14 protein-coding genes are annotated in these 16,651 nt (G+C 72.4%); 7 read left to right on the top strand and 7 right to left on the bottom strand.

The genetic code is table 11. The annotated features are described in order from the left end of the window. Both ACI2K4_RS32905 and ACI2K4_RS32910 read right to left on the bottom strand, forming a co-directional pair. Nucleotides 1-222, bottom strand: a 222-nt coding sequence (locus ACI2K4_RS32905; RefSeq protein ID WP_404517006.1) for a glycogen/starch synthase, incomplete at its 3' end; no start/stop codon positions are given. Nucleotides 223-454: 232 nt separating this feature from the next. Further along, nucleotides 455-1,936, bottom strand: coding sequence for a glutamate--cysteine ligase (locus ACI2K4_RS32910; RefSeq protein ID WP_404517007.1), 1,482 nt, complete (start codon nt 1,934-1,936; stop codon nt 455-457). A gap of 201 nt (nt 1,937-2,137) precedes the next feature. On the opposite strand from ACI2K4_RS32910, the gene ACI2K4_RS32915 reads away from it, so the two are divergent. Further along, nucleotides 2,138-2,473 (top strand): DUF3817 domain-containing protein, encoded by a 336-nt coding sequence (locus ACI2K4_RS32915; protein WP_404517008.1) that lies wholly within the window; start codon nt 2,138-2,140, stop codon nt 2,471-2,473. A gap of 9 nt (nt 2,474-2,482) precedes the next feature. Here the strand turns inward: ACI2K4_RS32915 and ACI2K4_RS32920 are convergent, their stop codons facing one another. Then, nucleotides 2,483-3,037: a hypothetical protein gene (locus ACI2K4_RS32920; RefSeq protein WP_404517150.1), complete on the bottom strand. Its 555-nt coding sequence runs from the start codon at nt 3,035-3,037 to the stop codon at nt 2,483-2,485. A 152-nt stretch (nt 3,038-3,189) separates the two neighbouring features. Between ACI2K4_RS32920 and ACI2K4_RS32925 the strand changes: the two genes are divergently transcribed. The 4 genes from ACI2K4_RS32925 (at nt 3,190) to ACI2K4_RS32940 (ending at nt 9,010) form a co-directional block, all read left to right on the top strand. Beyond that, a complete protein-coding gene (locus ACI2K4_RS32925; protein WP_404517010.1) occupies nt 3,190-4,314 on the top strand; it encodes a Vms1/Ankzf1 family peptidyl-tRNA hydrolase in 1,125 nt (374 codons plus the stop codon). Then, entirely contained in the window at nt 4,307-6,097 is a 1,791-nt protein-coding gene (locus ACI2K4_RS32930; RefSeq protein ID WP_404517011.1) for a thiamine pyrophosphate-dependent enzyme, read from the top strand. Before ACI2K4_RS32925 ends, ACI2K4_RS32930 begins: the two co-directional genes overlap by 8 nt. A gap of 104 nt (nt 6,098-6,201) precedes the next feature. Continuing rightward, the gene (locus ACI2K4_RS32935; RefSeq protein WP_404517012.1) at nt 6,202-7,596 is read left to right on the top strand and encodes a hypothetical protein; all 1,395 of its coding nucleotides are present in this window, start codon (nt 6,202-6,204) and stop codon (nt 7,594-7,596) included. A gap of 250 nt (nt 7,597-7,846) precedes the next feature. Next, on the top strand, nt 7,847-9,010 hold the full coding sequence (locus ACI2K4_RS32940) for a SigB/SigF/SigG family RNA polymerase sigma factor (protein ID WP_404517014.1): 1,164 nt from the start codon (nt 7,847-7,849) through the stop codon (nt 9,008-9,010). Nucleotides 9,011-9,044: 34 nt separating this feature from the next. Here ACI2K4_RS32940 and ctaD read toward each other — a convergent pair whose 3' ends face one another. The 4 genes from ctaD to ACI2K4_RS32960 all read right to left on the bottom strand — a co-directional run bounded on the left by ctaD (nt 9,045) and on the right by ACI2K4_RS32960 (nt 14,080). Continuing rightward, nucleotides 9,045-11,066: a cytochrome c oxidase subunit I gene (ctaD, locus tag ACI2K4_RS32945; RefSeq protein WP_404517151.1), complete on the bottom strand. Its 2,022-nt coding sequence runs from the start codon at nt 11,064-11,066 to the stop codon at nt 9,045-9,047. 262 nt (nt 11,067-11,328) lie between these two features. Further along, nucleotides 11,329-11,796, bottom strand: a complete 468-nt coding sequence (locus tag ACI2K4_RS32950) for a DUF4383 domain-containing protein (protein WP_404517152.1) — start codon at nt 11,794-11,796, stop codon at nt 11,329-11,331. 131 nt (nt 11,797-11,927) lie between these two features. Beyond that, complete coding sequence (locus ACI2K4_RS32955) at nt 11,928-13,064, bottom strand: glycosyltransferase (protein ID WP_404517153.1); 1,137 nt, start codon at nt 13,062-13,064, stop codon at nt 11,928-11,930. A gap of 26 nt (nt 13,065-13,090) precedes the next feature. Continuing rightward, complete coding sequence (locus ACI2K4_RS32960) at nt 13,091-14,080, bottom strand: glucosyl-3-phosphoglycerate synthase (RefSeq protein WP_404517016.1); 990 nt, start codon at nt 14,078-14,080, stop codon at nt 13,091-13,093. 254 nt (nt 14,081-14,334) lie between these two features. On the opposite strand from ACI2K4_RS32960, the gene ACI2K4_RS32965 reads away from it, so the two are divergent. After that, nucleotides 14,335-15,360 (top strand): Gfo/Idh/MocA family protein, encoded by a 1,026-nt coding sequence (locus ACI2K4_RS32965; RefSeq protein ID WP_404517017.1) that lies wholly within the window; start codon nt 14,335-14,337, stop codon nt 15,358-15,360. Beyond that, complete coding sequence (locus tag ACI2K4_RS32970) at nt 15,353-16,504, top strand: zinc-binding alcohol dehydrogenase (RefSeq protein ID WP_404517019.1); 1,152 nt, start codon at nt 15,353-15,355, stop codon at nt 16,502-16,504. The genes ACI2K4_RS32965 and ACI2K4_RS32970 overlap by 8 nt, the downstream gene beginning before the upstream one ends. The last annotated feature ends 147 nt before the right edge of the window (nt 16,505-16,651 follow it).

Raw genomic sequence — 16,651 nt, forward strand, 5'->3', positions numbered from 1 at the left:
GGCGAGGGCGATGGAGAGGGCGTGGACGTGGCGGCCGAGTCCGCCGACGAGGACGGGTGGGTATTCCCAGGAGAGCATCAGAATCCGCTGCCGGCTCTCGGCCGGACCGCCGGCGGCGGTCGGGCCCCCGAGCTGGGCGCGCGAGGTGGGGATGGGGCGGCAGGTGAGGTCCGAGCTTGCCGAGCCATTCGCGAGGTGCTCGCCGACCCGTCGGGTCGTCACATTCGTCTCCGTCCAGGCGTGAGTGGGCGTGCCGGCGCCGGTGCCGGCAGAACAGGAAGAGGGAGTGGCCGAATCGCCGGGTGGATCGCGGCGCCGCCACGGCGCGGCGTTCGACCCCGCATACAAGGAAAGGCCACTCGGGCCGGATCCGCATCCCGAAAGGCCCGAAGGTGACCGATGACACCGCCGGAGCGACCGGTCGTCCTCCCGGCCCCTCCACAGTGGTGTCGGCTCAGCCGGGGTGGGGCCATTCGTGGACCGGCTGGTTGCTGTGCATCAGCGTGATGTAGCGCCGGAGCACCTCGGCCAGCGCGGCGGGTCGGTCCAGTGAGTGGTCGCGCTCCAGCGCGTACAGGGTCTCCACCTGCCAGGTGGCGCCGTTGCGACCGGTCAGGCAGCGCTGTTCGATCACGCCGAGCAGCCGGTCCCGTTCGGTCGGCGCCACCCCCCAACGGTCCAGACCGGCCGAGGCCAGCGGGAGCAGCCGGCGCAGCACCAGTTCGACGACCGGCAGGTAACCGAGCCCGGGCCAGTAGACCTGGGCGGCGATGCCCCGGCGGGCGCAGGTGTGGAAGTTCTCCTCGGCGGCGCTGAACGACATCTGCGACCAGAGCGGCCGGTCGGACTCGGCCAGGCTGCGGACCAGCCCGAAGTAGAACGCGGCGTTCGCGACGGTGTCGAGTACGGTCGGCCCGGCGGGTAGCACCCGGTTCTCCACCCGCAGGTGCGGGCGGCCACGGACCACGTCGTACACCGGGCGGTTCCAGCGGTAGACGGTGCCGTTGTGCAACCGCAGCTCCGACAGCGCGGGGGTGTCTCCGCTGGCGAGGGTGCGGGCCGGCTGTTCGGGGTCGCAGACCGGCAGCAGTGCGGGGAAGTAACGGACGTTCTCCTCGAACAGGTCGAAGACCGAGGTGATCCAGCGTTCGCCGAACCAGACCCGGGGGCGTACGCCCTGGGCCTTGATCTCCTCCGACCGGGTGTCGGTGGCCTGCTGGAACAGCGGGATCCTGGTCTCGGCCCAGAGGTGCCGGCCGAACAGGAACGGCGCGTTCGCGCCGAGCGCGACCTGGATGCCGGCGATCGCCTGGGCGGCGTTCCAGTAGGCGGCGAACTGGGCCGGGCTCACCTGCACGTGGAACTGGGTGCTGGTGCAGGCGGCCTCGGGGGTGATGGTGTCGGCGGTGGTCTCCAACCGTTCGGTCCCGCTGATCCGGATCGGCAGGTTCTCCCCCCGGGCGGCGAAGATCTGTTCGTTGAGCAGCGTGTAGCGAGGGTTGGCCGAGAGCGCGTCGACGGTGAGGTGGTCCGCCCGTAGGGTCGGCAGGATGCCGATCATGACGAGTTGGGTGTCGACCGTACGGGCTTTGAGGTTCGCCGAGTTGAGGCTCGCCCGTACGTCCCGCTCGAACTCGGCGGGGCCGGTTCCGGCCAGCCGGCGCGGCGCCACGTTGATCTCGACGTTGAACTGTCCGAGTTCGGTCTGGAACTGCGGATCGGCGACCGCGGTGAGCACGTCGGCGTTGCGCATCGCCGGCAGAGCGTGGTCGTCGACCAGGTTGAGCTCTATCTCCATGCCGGTCAGCGGGCGGTCCACCTCGAACCGGGACTCGCGCAGCATCTCGGCGAAGACGTCCAGGCAGTGCCGGATCTTCTCCCGGTAGCGCGCGCGATCCTCCCGCGTGAAAACCCGCGGTCCCACCTCTTCACCCATAAGGTCACCATCCAGCTACTCCGAGTTGTTCCAACCTCGCACGACCACTGCCGCATGGGAAGGCTCGATCACGATGGTTCCCAAGCCGGTTCCGGCCCACACGCACCCGCGGATGCCCGCCACCCGTCGGTTCGCCGGGCATCCCGGCAGGCGCGACGGTCGGTTCGCGTACGATCACGGGTCGGAGCCGAAGGAGGGCCGATGCGGCGTACGGCGCAGAAACTGTTCGTGGTGGCCGCGATCGCGGAGGCGATCTCCTGGTTGGCGTTGCTGACCGGGATGATCTTCAAGTACGGGCCGACCGGCAACGAGATCGGCGTACAGATCTTCGGCCCGATCCACGGCGGCCTCTTTGTCGCGTACGTCGGGCTGGTCCTGCTGCTCAGCCGGCTGGGTCGGTGGAGCTGGGGGGTGACCCTGGTCGCGCTGGCCTGCTCGGTGCCGCCACTGGCCACCCTGTTCTTCGAGCGGTGGGCGCGCCGTCGCGGTCTGCTCGCCGAGACCGAGCCGGCCCGCGACCCGGTGCCGGTGGCCTGACGGCGGCGCTCAGCCGCCGACCACGGTGCAGGCGGCGACGACCCCGATCACCAGCAGCCCCAGGATCGCCTGGAGCAGCAGTGCCGGCCCCAGGTGGGACCAGACCGTCGGCGGGCGCGGGGTGAGCAGTTGGGCGGTGGTCAGGTTCACGATCCGCTCGACCCGGGGTGCCAACTGGGGGTCCTTCTGCGGTCGGATGGTGACCTGGATGTGGTCCGCCGGTTCGATCGCGCTCTGCGGGAGGTGGCCGTGGATCTCCATCTCGCAGAGCACGCCCTCGCTGTCGCGCAGCCGGAGCGGTGTGACCAGGAATTCCGGCCCCTTGCGCAGGTCCTTCCAACGCCGTCGCGCGCCGGTGCCGGCGCCGGTCCGGAACACCGACGCGATCACCAGCAGCACCATCCGGGCGACCCCGGCGGTGGCGAGCACCGCGACGACGATCGGGCGCTGTACCCGCATCTCGCGTGAATAGCCGTCCAGCAGTCGAATGACCCGACCGGTGACGATCGGGCCACGTCGGTACGCCACGCGCTCGGGATAGAGCTCGCTGTCCATGTTCACCACCGAGAGTCCGCTTTGGTTCACGCATTGTATCGACGGCTACGGCTGAGCGGAATGAGTGAATCGCCCTCACGGCCGCCCGTCGGCGACCGCCGAGGTGACAAGCCGGGTCGCGCGGGTATGCGGGGGGCGAGTTGGAGAGGGGTCGATCGATCATGGAGCTGTCCTTCCTGCGCCCGATCTACGCCCGACCTGGACCGTGGGCCTCGGTCTACCTGGATGCCTCCCGCGACAGCCAGGACGCCCGTCCCGCACTCGACCTGCGCTGGCGCGCGCTGCGCGAGCGGCTGGCCGAGCAGCAGGCCGATCCGGCGACCGTCGCCGCGCTCGACAGCGTCGTACGCGGACACGACCCGATGGCCGGCGACTACGGGATCGCCGTCTTCGCCAACGACGGCGAGGTGGTGCTCACCGAGTACCTGTCCGCCCCGCCGTTGAAGGACCTGGCGGCCAACGGACCGATCGCCCACACCATGCCGCTCCTGGCCCAGCGGGGCGAACAGGTTCCCTGGGTGCGCGTACTGGCCGACCGGACCGGTGCCAGCGTGGACGGGGTGAGCGCCGGTGGCGTGGCCCGCAAGGCCGAGGTCGGCGGCGGGAACAGCTTCCCGGTCCGCCGGGTCAAGCCGGGTGCCTGGTCCCAGGGCAACTTCCAACGGGCGGCCATGACGGCGTGGAAGCGCAACGCCGGCGACGCCGCCTCCGCCACCGCCGAACTGGCCGACCTGGTCGGCGCCGAGGTCGTGGTGGTGGCCGGCGACACCCAGGCCCGCCAGATGCTCGCCGCCCAACTGCCGGCCCGCTGGCAGGACCGGGTGGTGCAGACCGACGCCGGCTTCCGGGCCGGCGGCACCGACAACGCGGCCCTCGACGACGTCACCGTGCAGGCCATCGCCGAGGTCGCCACCGCGCACGCCGACGCCACCCTGGACAAGTTCGGCATGCAGGAGCAGATCGGCAACGGGCTCGACGCGGTGGTGACCGCGTTGCAGCGCGGTCAGGTCGAGACCATGTTGCTGGTCGACGACGCCTCCTCCACCGAACAGTTGTGGATCGGCGAGCAGCCGACCGAGATCGCCACCACGGCGGAGCAGCTCACCGAGATGTCGGTGGCCCGACCGCGCCAGGTACGGGCCGACGCCGCCCTGGTCCGGGCGCTGGTCGGGACCGACGCGGGGCTGACCGTGCTCGGGCCGGACGAGGCGCCGGAGCTGCCCGACGGGGTGGGCGCGATCCTGCGCTACGCCGACGCGAGCACGCCGGGACGCGAACATGGCTGAGTCCACCCGGCTCGTGGCCGATTTGTTGGTCGAACGGCTACGGGCCTGGCACGTGCCACGGGTCTTCGGCGCCTCCGCCGACGGCGTCGAGCCGATCGTCGCGGCCCTGCGCCGGGCCGGCGGCGAGCCGACCTTCGTGCAGGCCCGGCACGAGGAGACCGCCGGCTTCATGGCCGCCGGCCACGCCAAGTACACCGGCGGGGTGGGGGTCTGCCTGGCCGCCCAGGGCCCGGGGGTGGTGCACCTGCTGGCCGGGCTCTACGACGCGAGGCTCGACGGCAGGCCGATGGTCGCGATCGTCGGCCAGCGACTCGACACCCCGCTCGGCGTCGCGTACCGGGAGATCGAACTGACCCGGCTGCTCAGCGACGTCTGCGGTGAGTTCGTCCGGGTCGCCGGCACCGCCGAGGAGGTGCCGTCCCTGGTCGACCGGGCGTTCCGGACCGCGGTCGCCACCCGGAGCCCGACCTGCGTGGTCGTGCCGCAGGCGTTGCAGGCGGCCGGCGTACCCGAATCACCCCGGTCGGACGGGGTGTACTCGATGGCGCCGGGACTGCCCCCGGCGCGGGTGTCGCCGCACGAGTCGGACCTCAACGCGGCGGCGCAACTGCTCGGCGCCGGGCGGCGGGTCGCGATCCTGGTCGGCCAGGGCGCCTACGGCGCCGCCGACGAGATCGTCGCGCTGGCCGACCGGATCGGGGCCGGCATCACCACCTCGTTGCTCGGCAAGCCGGTGCTCGACGAGCGGCTGCCGTTCCACACCGGCGTGATGGGGCACGTCGGCACCACCGCCAGCGCCCAGCTCCTGGGCGGTTGCGACACCCTGCTGATGGTCGGCACGAACGGCCCGTGGACCGACTACTACCCGATGCCCGGCCAGGCCGCCACGATCCAGATCGACATCGACGGCCGGCGGATGGCCACCCGCTACCCGGTGGACGTGCCGCTGATCGGTGACGCGGTCGAGACCCTGCGGGCGCTGCTGCCCCGGGTGCCGCAGCGGGCGAACCGGGAGTGGCGCAGCCTGGTGGAGACGTCGTTCGACCGCTGGTGGACCGATGCCACGGAGCGGGCCGACGCGCCGGCCGAGCCGATGAACCCGCAGCACGTGTTGCGCGAGCTGTCGCCCCGGTTGCCGTGGAACAGCGCGGTCGCGGTCGACGTCGGTTCGGTGACCTACTGGTACGCCCGCCACGTGCAACTGCCGCCGGGTGTGCCGGCCCACCTCTCCGGCACGTTCGGCGCCATGGGCACCGCCCTGCCGTACGCCATCGCGGCGAAGCTGGCCAGGCCGGACCAGCCGGTGATCGCCCTCGCCGGGGACGGCGCGATGCAGATGAACGGCCTCTCCGAGTTGGTCACGGTGGCGAACCGCTGGCACGACTGGCCGGATCCCCGGTTTGTCCTGCTGGTGCTCAACAACCGGGACCAGGCCGGGCTCAGTCTCAGCCAGCGGGAGTCGGGACAGGTCTCGCTCCCCGAGGCCCAGCGCCTGCCCGACGTCCCGTACGCGGGGTGGTCCCGGCTGCTCGGCATGCACGGGCTCCGGGTCGACCGGCCGGAGATGGTCGGTGCCGCCTGGGACGAGGCGCTCTCGGCCGACCGCCCGACCCTGATCGAGGCGGTGGTGGACGCGTCGGTGCCGCTGTCGCCACCCGACCGGCCCTTCGCCGACCTGCGCGGGCTCTTCGAGGACCGGGCCGACGGTGCCGAGGTGGCCAGCCGCTCCCGGTCCGAACTGGTCCGGGAACGGGCCGGCGGTGACGAGGACGACCTGATCTGACCGGTCGTCGCGGAAAGGTCGTTTGAACCCGATCCGGACGGGAAGCCCGGCGTGTGGCAAGTGGACGAAGAAGGGCGGGTCCGGTGCGGGAGATACAGGAGTCAGTGACCGCGAGCGGGCCCGACGTCCCCGGACCGCGACGGATCGTCGCGCTGGACAGCCCGGCCCGGGTGCTGCTCGCCGCGGCCGCCCGCGCGCTGCGCGGCGAGGACTGCGCCGACCTCGGTTACCAGCCGATGCTGGCCCGCTTCCCGGGCACCCCGGAGTCGGTACGGCGGGCCGCGGTGGCGCGGGCCGGAGGCCGGGCCGCCCTGCCGGTGCGCCAGGTGGGCCAGGTCGACGCCGAGTGGGTGGCCCGCTGGATGGTGGACCACTACCCGCCGGGACAGTATCCGGGGCTGGTGCTCGGCTCGCCGAGTGGCGCGGCGGTGCACCTGGCGACCGCGCTGGGCATGCCGTGGCTGCCGGCCGGGTTCGAGGTCGGGGTGCAGTGGCCCGAGGGCGCGGTCGACAACCTGGCCGGCTCGTTCGCGTACGGCGAGCAGGTGGCGCAACGGTTGCTCGCGGCGAATCCGGCGATCCGGGTCCGGCAGGTCCACGATCCGGCCGCGCGGGGGGTGCTCGCCGGTTCGACCGTCTCGCTGGTGCTGCGCTGGCGGCGGTTGCCGGAGGCGTACCGGCACTTCCTGGACGAGCGGCTGGCCCCGGGCGCGCCGGTGCTGTTGATCCGGGACGTGCGGACCTGGCCGGTGGCGGACCAGGGCCAGGGCCACGCCTTCCAGCTCGGCAGTCCGGGCAGCGGGCTCACCCCGGCCGATTTCCGGGTCCCCGGCGAGCCGCTGGACCAGGTCCTGCGCGCCACCGGTGGCGATCCGCGGCGGTGGGACCCGCCCGCGCCGGCCGGTCCGCAGGGGTACGCCGAGCACGGCATCGAGCCCGGCCTGGAGCAGAGCCTGCTGGACTGGGCCCGGGACGCGGGCAGTGCGGTGCACCGGGTGCTGTTCGCCGAGCCGGAGGCACTGAGCGCGGCGACCGCGGACGTGTACCGGGGCTGGCTGCGGGCCGCCGGCAAGACCGGGGACCGGTGTGTGGTGGAGTGCGGGCGGCTGATCGACCCGTGGCAGGTGGTCCGGGCCGGTCTGGTGCCCTACTGGTGCGAGAACGCCACCAGTCGCCGGGTGGAGGGCGCCGAGTGGTGGCTGGCCGGCAGCGCCCCGTTCAGCTCGGTGGACGTACTGCCCGAACCGCCGGGAATGCGGTCGCCGGCCCTGGCCGGTTTGCCGCAGTGGCTGGCGGTGGCCTCGTTCGGGCGTCGTCGTCGGGCCCTGGACCGAATCGCGGCCCGGGGTTACCCGGTCACCTCCGTGCCGACCCGGCACGCCACCGAGGTGCTGCGCGGGCAGCCGTACGACCTGCCGCCGCCCGCGCCGCTCGGCGTGCTGGACGCCCTGGCGGGGCTGCGTGCCAGTGGCACCGCGCACGGTCTGCTCGTCTGCTGAGCGTCCGCCCGGTCCGTCGAGGGGGTGCACCGGCAAAACATCCCGCGAAAGTCCGGTGCCGTGATTGAGTACCTACAGAGCGGGAACGTCGCTGACCGTAACCGGTTAACTGCGCTGCGCTACGAAAATTTGCGTGCGCTCATGGGCTGTTCCGGTCGGGTCGTCACGCTCCGGTCCGGTTCGTCGTGGCGAGGTCGCCACTGACCGGTTCCGTAAATCCGGGTGGGGGACCTTCCTGAGGGAGGCGCGGATGTTCGGACAGATCGGCACGACCACGACCACGGGTACGGGCACCACGACGACCCCGGCGAGCGAGCGGGGGCTGGAGGACCTCGACGCGGCGGCGCTGGCGTACGCGGCGCGGATCGAGGGCCTGCCGGACGAGCGCCGGCAGGAGGCCAGGGACGACCTGGTCCGGTTCGCCCTGCCGTTCGCCGGCCGGCTGGCCCGCCGCTACCGGGGGCGGGGCGAACCGCTGGAGGACCTCGAACAGGTCGCCCGGCTCGGTCTGGTCAACGCCGTCGACCGGTACGACCCCGAACGCGGCTCGTTCACCGCGTACGCCGCGATCACCATCGTCGGCGAGATCAAACGGCACTTCCGGGACCGCACCTGGGGCGTACACGTACCGCGCCGGCTGCGCGACCTGATCCTCGAAGTGGGTCAGGCGACGGCCGCGCTGACCAGCGAACTGTCCCGGGCCCCCACGGTGGCCGAACTCGCCGAGCGCCTCGACACCCCGCAGGACGAGATCCTCGCGGCGCTCGAGTCGGCCGCCGGCTACAGCCCGGCCTCGCTCAACGCACCGGTCGGCGGGGAGAGTTCGGCCGAGTTCGGTGACCTGGTCGGGGAGTCCGACGCCGACCTGGAGTCGGTCGACGACCGGGTGACCGTCAGCGGACTGCTCGGCCGGCTGCCCTGGCGGGAGCGGCGGATCCTCGCCATGCGCTTCTACGGCAACCAGACCCAGGCCGAGATCGCCGCCCGGTTCGGCATCTCCCAGATGCACGTCTCCCGACTCCTCTCCCGCGCGCTCACCTGGCTGCGTCAGGCCATGCTCGCCGACGCGCCGGCACCGTGGCAGGCCGGCGGCACCGACCCGGACGCACCGGAGAGCCGGCTCTCCGTACGGCAGGCCGGTGACCGTACGGTGATCGCGGTCGGCGGTGAGCTCGACCGGGACACCAGCGACCAGTTGCGCCGTGCCGTGGTCGAGGCGGTGAGCAGCGGCCAACCCGTCGAGGTGGTGGTCGACCTGGCCGACGTCGGGCAGTTGGAACACGGCGGCGTAGCGGCGTTGATCGCCGGACGGGACGCGGCCGCCCGCAGCGGGGTCGCGCTGAAGCTCACCCGGGCCCAGCCCGGCGTACGGCACTCGCTCGCCACCGCCGGACTGGCCCCGCTGCACGAGTAGCCCGTACCGCTGCCGGCCCCGCCGCACGGCCGGCTCATTCCTCCTGGTCACGATGCCCCGCCTCGTCGTCGTCCTCGGGCCGCTGGCCGGTACGCCAGCGCTCGCTGCTCGGGCCGCCCCGGTCGGCGTCGAGGTGCACGTCCGGCGCGCTCGGCTCGAAGCTCGGACGGCGTACCTCGGCCGGCTCCGGCACCTCGATCGGCCGGGCGCCGGAGCGCGGGTCCGGCTGCCAGCGGGTGGCCTCCCGGGGGCCGTACGCGCCACCGGGGCTCGACCGCTCCGACTCGTGGTGCTCCTCGGCGTGCAACTCCGAGGCGATGTCCTGTGGTGGCTTGGTCGAGCGCTGCGGCAGGTCCCGGCCGAGGTCCGCGACGAGCGGGCCGTACTTGGCGTCGAAGGCGGGACGCTCCGAGCGGATCCTGGGCATCCGGTCGAAGTTGCGCAGCGGCGGCGGACAACTGGTCGCCCACTCCAACGAGTTGCCGAAGCCCCACGGGTCGTCGACGGTGACCAACCGGCCGAACCGGTACGACTTCCAGAGGTTGTAGATGATGAACAGCGTCGAGAAGCCGAGCACGAACGAGCTGATCGAGGAGACCATGTTCAGCACGGTGAAGCCGTCGGTGGGCAGGTAGTCGGCGTACCGCCGGGGGAAGCCCTCGTTGCCCAGCCAGTGCTGGACCAGGAAGGTGCCGTGGAAGCCGGTGAACATGGTCCAGAAGTGCAGCTTGCCCAGCCGCTCGTCGAGCATCCGCCCGGTCATCTTGGGGAACCAGAAGTAGACCCCGCCGAACGCGGCGAACACGATGGTGCCGAACAGCACGTAGTGGAAGTGGGCCACCACGAAGTAGGTGTCCGTGACGTGCCAGTCGACCGGCGGGCTGGCCAGCAGTACCCCGGTGAGGCCGCCGAACAGGAAGGTCACCAGGAAGCCGATGGCGAACAGCATCGGGGTCTCGAAGGTGATCTGGCCCTTCCACATGGTGCCGATCCAGTTGAAGAACTTCACCCCGGTCGGCACCGCGATCAGATAACTCAGGATGCTGAAGAAGGGCAGCAGCACCTGCCCGGTGCCGAACATGTGGTGGGCCCAGACGGTCATCGACAGCACGGTGATGGCGATCGTGGCGAAGACGATGCCCTTGTACCCGAAGATCGGCTTGCGGGCGAAGACCGGGATGATCTCGGTGATGATGCCGAAGAACGGCAGCGCGACGATGTAGACCTCGGGATGGCCGAAGAACCAGAACAGGTGCTGCCACAGCAGTGGGCCGCCGGTCGCCGAGTCGTACACGTGGGCGTCCACCCGGCGGTCGGCGTAGAGCGCCAGCAGCGCGGCGGCCAGCAGCGGGAAGACCAGGATCACCAGTACGGCGGTCAGCAGGACGTTCCAGGTGAAGATCGGCATCCGGAACATGGTCATGCCCGGCGCGCGCAGGGTGATGATCGTGGTGATCATGTTGACCGCGCCGAGGATCGTGCCCAGGCCCGAGATCACCAGGCCGATCACCCACATGTCCGGCCCGATCCCCGGGCTGTGCTGCGCCCGGCTCAGCGGGGTGTACGCGGTCCAGCCGAAGTCGGCCGCCCCGTCCGGGACAAAGAACCCGGCCACCACGAGCGAGCCGCCGAGCAGGTAGAGCCAGTAGGCGAACGCGTTGAGCCGGGGGAAGGAGACGTCCGGCGCGCCGATCTGCAACGGCACGATGTAGTTGCCGAACGCGAAGACCAGCGGCGTCGCGAAGAGCAGCAGCATGATCGTGCCGTGCATGGTGAAGAGCTGGTTGTACTGCTCGTTCGAGAGGAACTGCAACCCGGGCCGGCCGAGTTCGGCCCGGATCAGCATCGCCATCACGCCGCCGACGATGAAGAAGCCGAACGAGGTGACCAGGTAGAGCAGCCCGATCTGTTTCGCGTCGGTGCTGCCGAGCAGCTTGATCACATGGCTGCCGCGGATCGACTGCCGGATCGGTCCCGGATAGCCGCCGAAGCGCGCCGGCGCCAGCACGATCGGGCCTCGTTCACGCTCGGGCTCGGTGGTGACCCGTTCCGCCATCTCGCTCACCCCGTCACGACACAGAAAGGACGGGCGTGGCTACCCGGTCTGTGAAGGCCGAAACCCGGCAGGTCAGGAAATTTCGGCGTACTGGGGCGGGACCCACCGGGTGGGCCGGTTCGGACCCTCGGCACGCGATGCCGCCTTCGGGGCGCGATCCGGCGGTTGCCGCCATCCAGGCCACACCGAGGCCGGGGACCGGGACGAGGTCAGCGTTCGGGACGAGGTCAGGGTTCGGGTCGAGGCGGCGTTCGGGACGAGGTCAGGGTTCGACCGGGGCGCGGGTGGTGAGCAGTCCCAGCCCGATCATGCCGAGCCCGAGGCCGAGGTGCAGCCAGTCGTCGGCCTGGTCCAGCGGCAGGAAGTTCGCCGCGCTCTCGTGCACGATCACCAGGCCGTACAGCGCGAGCAGCAGGTAGACGGTGCCGCCGCCGACCAGGAACAGCCGGGCGCCCGCGATGGTCCGGGCCAGCGCCAGCCCGGCCAGGCCGAACCCCAGGTGTACGAGGTTGTGCAGCACCGACACCTGGAAGACCCCGAACAACTGGGCGCCGGAGGCGTGTCCGGCGAAACCGAGGCGGTCGTACCCGGTGGTCACGCCGGGGATGAAGCCCAGGATGCCGATCAGCAGGAACACCGCCCCGACCGTGGCCGCCGCGACCCGGACCAGGGCCGGTCGGGGGGATCTCGGACCCGGTCCGGTTCCGCCACCGCCCCCGGTACGGGACATTCCGGTCATGCCGTACCTCCTCCGCCGGTCGGCCGGATGCCCGGTCCGGCAGCGGACAAACCTCCCGGGGTAACCCGCCGGGGCGTCACCGGGCGGCGCGGCCCGCCGGGGGCGGGGGAGTCGGCAACCGGTCAGGCCAGCTTGAGCACCGGCGCGGAGAGCTGGCGGACCTGGTCGTACAGCTCGACGTAGCGCCGCGCCATCACCTCCGGGGTGAACCGGCTGGCCGCCTCCCGCCGACACTCGTCGGGCTCGATCAGGCTGGCCGCCACCAGCAGGTCGGCCAACTCCTCCTCGTCCCCGGCGAGCAGGCCGGTACGCCCGTGCGAGATCAGCTCGGGCAGGCACCCGCGCGCGGTCGCCACCACCGGCGTGCCGAGGGCCAGCGACTCCACCACCGCCGTGCCGCCCGGTTCCTCCCACCGCAACGGGAAGAGCGTCGCGCGGGCACCGGCCACCAGGTCGTCGCGGTCCCGGCCGGCGACCGTACCGACCCAGCGCACCCGGTCACCGTCGACGTGCGGCGCCACGCGTTCGTACCAGAACCGTACGTCCGGGTTCTGTCGTGCCTGGTCACCGGCGGCGGCCAGGTCCTCCGGCCGGTGGTACGGCCCGACCGGCCCGGCCAGCACCAGCCGGAACCCGGCCCGCTGGGCCAGTCGCGCGCCGACGTCCTGCCCCTTGCCCGGGTTGATCCGGCCGAGGATCACCACGTGGTCGCCCCGTTCCACCGGCGCTCGCCGGTGCGCGTCGACCGCCAGCGGGGTCGCCAGGTGCACGTGACCTACCGAGTGTGCCCGCAGCGCCTCGGGCGCACGGGCCAACTGCGCCACCGAGACGCCGTTCACCCGGACCCGGTCGCCCCCGTCGAGGTGCCCGTAGAGGTCCGGGTGCTTGCCCAGGTCCCAGTGCAGGGTGTGCAGCACCGGCGGACCGTCCGGACCCATCGCGGCCAGGGTCGCCAGCCCGACCGCCTCGACGTGGTCGTGCACCAGGTCGATGTCCTCGCGGGCCCGCAGCGCCCGGACCACCCCGCCCAGGTGCGCCTGGGCTATCCCGCAGACCTGGTTGTACGGCCGCTGCAACGCGTGGAACTGCCCGTCGTCGAAGACCGACATCCGCTCGTCCACCTCGAGGGTGCTGGCGGCGACCGAGGCCAGCACCACCCGGACGCCGAGCCGGCGCAACTCGGGTACGAGCGTGGCGACCACGTTCTCGATGCCGCCGTAGCCGGGTGGCGGCACCGACAGCCACGGCCCGGCGTTCATCAGCACGGTCAACCGGGCCGCGCCGGTCAAGGCGAGACCGCCTCGCTGCGCCACCGCCGGGTCACCTCGCGGAGCTGCACCAGCGGTGGCCGTTCCTGCACCGAGACGTCGGTGACCACGATCTCCCGTTCCAGGTTCGGCAGGGCACCGGCACCGCCCCGGCGGAACTGGGTGAGCAGTGTCGCCGGTGGCGTCTTCGACACCACCAGACCCTGCCGGTACAGCCGTGACCAGGCGGTCAGCATGATCTGCGCCGACATCCGGCCCAGCGCGGCGGTGTCCTGGTGCCGGTGCAGCCGTTCGCCCAGGTCCACCTGGGCCAACGCGTCCAGCCCGACCAGGTCCAGCAGGTCGATCAGCAGCGCCGTCTCCACCCCGTACCCGGAGACAAACGGCACCCGCTCCAGCACCGTACGACGACCGGCGTACTCACCGGCGAGTGGCTGTACGAAGCCGGCCAGTTCCGGCCAGAAGAGGTTGAACAGCGGCCGGGCCATCAGCTCGGTGACCCGCCCACCGCCGTCGGGTTCCACCGAGCCCGCCTCGACCAGCGGGCGGTGGTAGAACCCCTTGACGAAGGCGACCGACGGATCGCTGAGCAGCGGTCCGAGCAGTCCGGTGACGAAGTGCGGCCGGAACTCGCGCAGGTCGGCGTCGACGAAGGCGACGACGTCACCGGTCGCCGCGGCGAGCCCGGCCCAGAGCGCGTCACCCTTGCCCTCCAACCGGGGCAGGCCCCGGGTGACCTCGTCCTGGCTCACCACCCGCGCACCGGCGGCCGAGGCCACGGCGGCGGTCCGGTCGCTGGACCGGGAGTCGACCACGATCACCTCGTCGACCAGCGCGATCCGGTCGACCAGGTACTCGCGGATGGTCGCGACGATCGCGCCCACGGTCGCCTCCTCGTCGAAGGCCGGGATCACCACGCTCACCGTGGTGTCGCCCTTGGCGCGCACCAGCACCTGCGCCGGCCACTGTCTGGCCGAGCCGGTGCGGTACGTGGACCATGCCTCCACTACGGGTGAGACGGTCGTTTGCGAGTGCCGCACAGGCCCACCCCCAGGTCGCGGTCGGTTGAAGCGGAAGCGTCGGTTGAAGCGGAAGCGCCGGTGGATTTCCCGTACCGGGACCCGACTAACCGACGCCGTCCTAACATATTGATCACGTAGTTCTGTTATTTCCTGTCTCGTCCCGATGAACGTTTGATGTCGCAGCCGCCGTGGCAGCCGGTGTCCGATGATGTCACTGAGGCGTGAGCGGAGGTCCGCTGATGGGCGCTTGCCGGATCGGGCTGATCGGGGCGGGAGGCGTCGCGGCCCGACACGCGCGGGTCCTGGCGGGCTTCTCCGACGTACGGCTGGTCGGGGTGACCGACGTGCTGCCCGACGCCTGTCGACGCCTCGCCGACCAGCACGAGGCCCCCGCGTACCCGGATGTCGCCACCCTGCTCGACGCGGGCCTGGACGCCGTGTACGTCTGCGTCCCGCCGTTCGCGCACGGCCCGGCCGAGGAGTCCGTGATCGCCGCCGGACTGCCGATGTTCGTGGAGAAGCCGGTGGCGGCCGACCTGGCCACCGCCGAGCGGATCGCCGCCCTCGTGGCCGGACGGGGGGTACCGACCGCGGTCGGCCACCACTGGCGGTATCTGCCCGTCCTCGACCGGGCGCGCGAACTGCTCGCCGACCGGCCGGTACGGATGATCGGCGGCGCCTGGCTGGACCGGGTACCGCCGGTGTCCTGGTGGGCGCGACGCGAACTCTCCGGCGGCCCGGTGGTCGAGCAGGCGGTCCACGTGCTCGACCTGATCCGGGTGCTGGCCGGAGAGGTGATCGAGGTCAGCGCGTACGGCGACGGCGCTCCACCGCCGGTCGACGGCGCCGACATCGACTCGGTCACCACGGCCGGCATGCGGTTCGCCAGCGGCGCGGTCGGCACCCTGGCCTGCTCCAGCACCCTGGACTGGAAGCACCGGGCCGGCGTCGAGGTGGTCGCCGACGGGCTGGTGCTGACCCTGGACGAACAGGGTCTGACCTGGCGGGACGCGAACGGGGGAGGGCTGACGCCGGCCGACCCGGAGGCGGCCCGGATCGCGGTGGACCGGGCCTTTGTCGACGCGGTGCGCGGCCTCGGCGACGACATCCGGGTGCCGTACCCGGAGGCGTTGCGTACCCACCGGCTGGCCCTGGCGGTGGCCCGCTCCGCCGCCACCGGCCGGACCGTACGGCTCGCCCCGGCGGTGGAGGCGCTCGCCACCGCGACCCGCAGCACCCGTACCGGGTTCGGACTCGATGCCTGAGCGCCGGCTCGGGGCGACCACGACGGTCGCCACCCGCGACGCCGACCCGGGCGCGCCGCCCGAGCGGGTGCTGACGGTCACCGGACCGGGCGAGGTGACCGTACGCGAGGAACCGGCCGAGCCCCTGCGACCCGGCACCTTCCGGGTCCGGACCCTCTACTCCGGCATCTCCACCGGCACCGAACTGAGCTACGTCAAGGGCAGCAACCCCTACCTGAACACGGGCTGGGACGCCGACCTCGCCCTCTTCGAACCCGGCGAACCGGTGGCGCCGTACCCGGTGACCCGGCTCGGTTACATGGAGGTCGGCCAGGTGACCCGGAGCCGGACCCCGGCGGTCGCCGAGGGCACGATCGGTGCGATGGCGTACGGCCACCGCACCGGTTACCTGGCCGACCCGCTGGTCGACCGGTTCGTACCGATGCCACCCGAACTCGACCCGATGCTCGGCGTCTTCGTCGCGCACATGGGCCCGATCTGCGTGAACGGCCTGCTGCACGCCGCCGCCGACCTGTACGGCCCGGCCGTCCGCTCGGTCGGCGACGGGGTACGCGGCCGCCGGGTCGCGGTCACCGGAGCGGGCGTGGTCGGCCTGCTGACCGGGCTGCTCGCCCGTCACCACGGCGCCGCGTCGGTGGTTGTCGTCGACCCGACCCCGGGTCGGCGGGCGGTCGCCGCCGCGCTCGGCCTGGAACCGCTCGACCCCGGCGACGGTGACCCGGCGGTGCTGCTCAAGACCCGGTGGGCGCACGCGCCGGGAGATCGCGGGGCGGACGTGGTGTTCCAGTGCCGGGGGCAGGCGAGCGCGCTGCGCCTCGCCCTGCGCCTGCTCCGCCCCCAGGCAACCGTCATCGACCTGGCCTTCTACCAGTCCGGCGCCGAGGAGGTACGGCTCGGCGAGGAGTTCCACCACAACGGGCTCGGGCTGCGGTGCGCGCAGATCGGCCGGGTGCCGCGCGGCCTGGCCCCGGCCTGGGACCGCGAGCGGCTCTCCGGCGAGACGCTGGCACTGCTCCGGGCGTACGGCGACCTCGTGGCCCGGCACCTGGTCTCGGCGGTCGTGCCGTTCGACGAGGGCCCCGCCCTGCTCGCCGACCTGGCCGCCCGGCGCCGGCAGGAGACCCAGGTGGTGCTCGCCTGCTGAACCGGCCCCGGCCCCGGCCCCGGCGACCGGGCTCGGTCCCGGCGACCGGGCCCGGCCGACGACGCGCTGCGGCCGGCTGTCGGCGCCGGGCTCGGCGACGCCGCGCGTGGCACGGGCGGCGGCCCGTGGTGGCCCGGTTACGGTGAG

This window comes from Micromonospora sp. NPDC050397, assembly GCF_044901685.1.
Taxonomy (GTDB): Bacteria; Actinomycetota; Actinomycetes; order Mycobacteriales; family Micromonosporaceae; genus Micromonospora_G.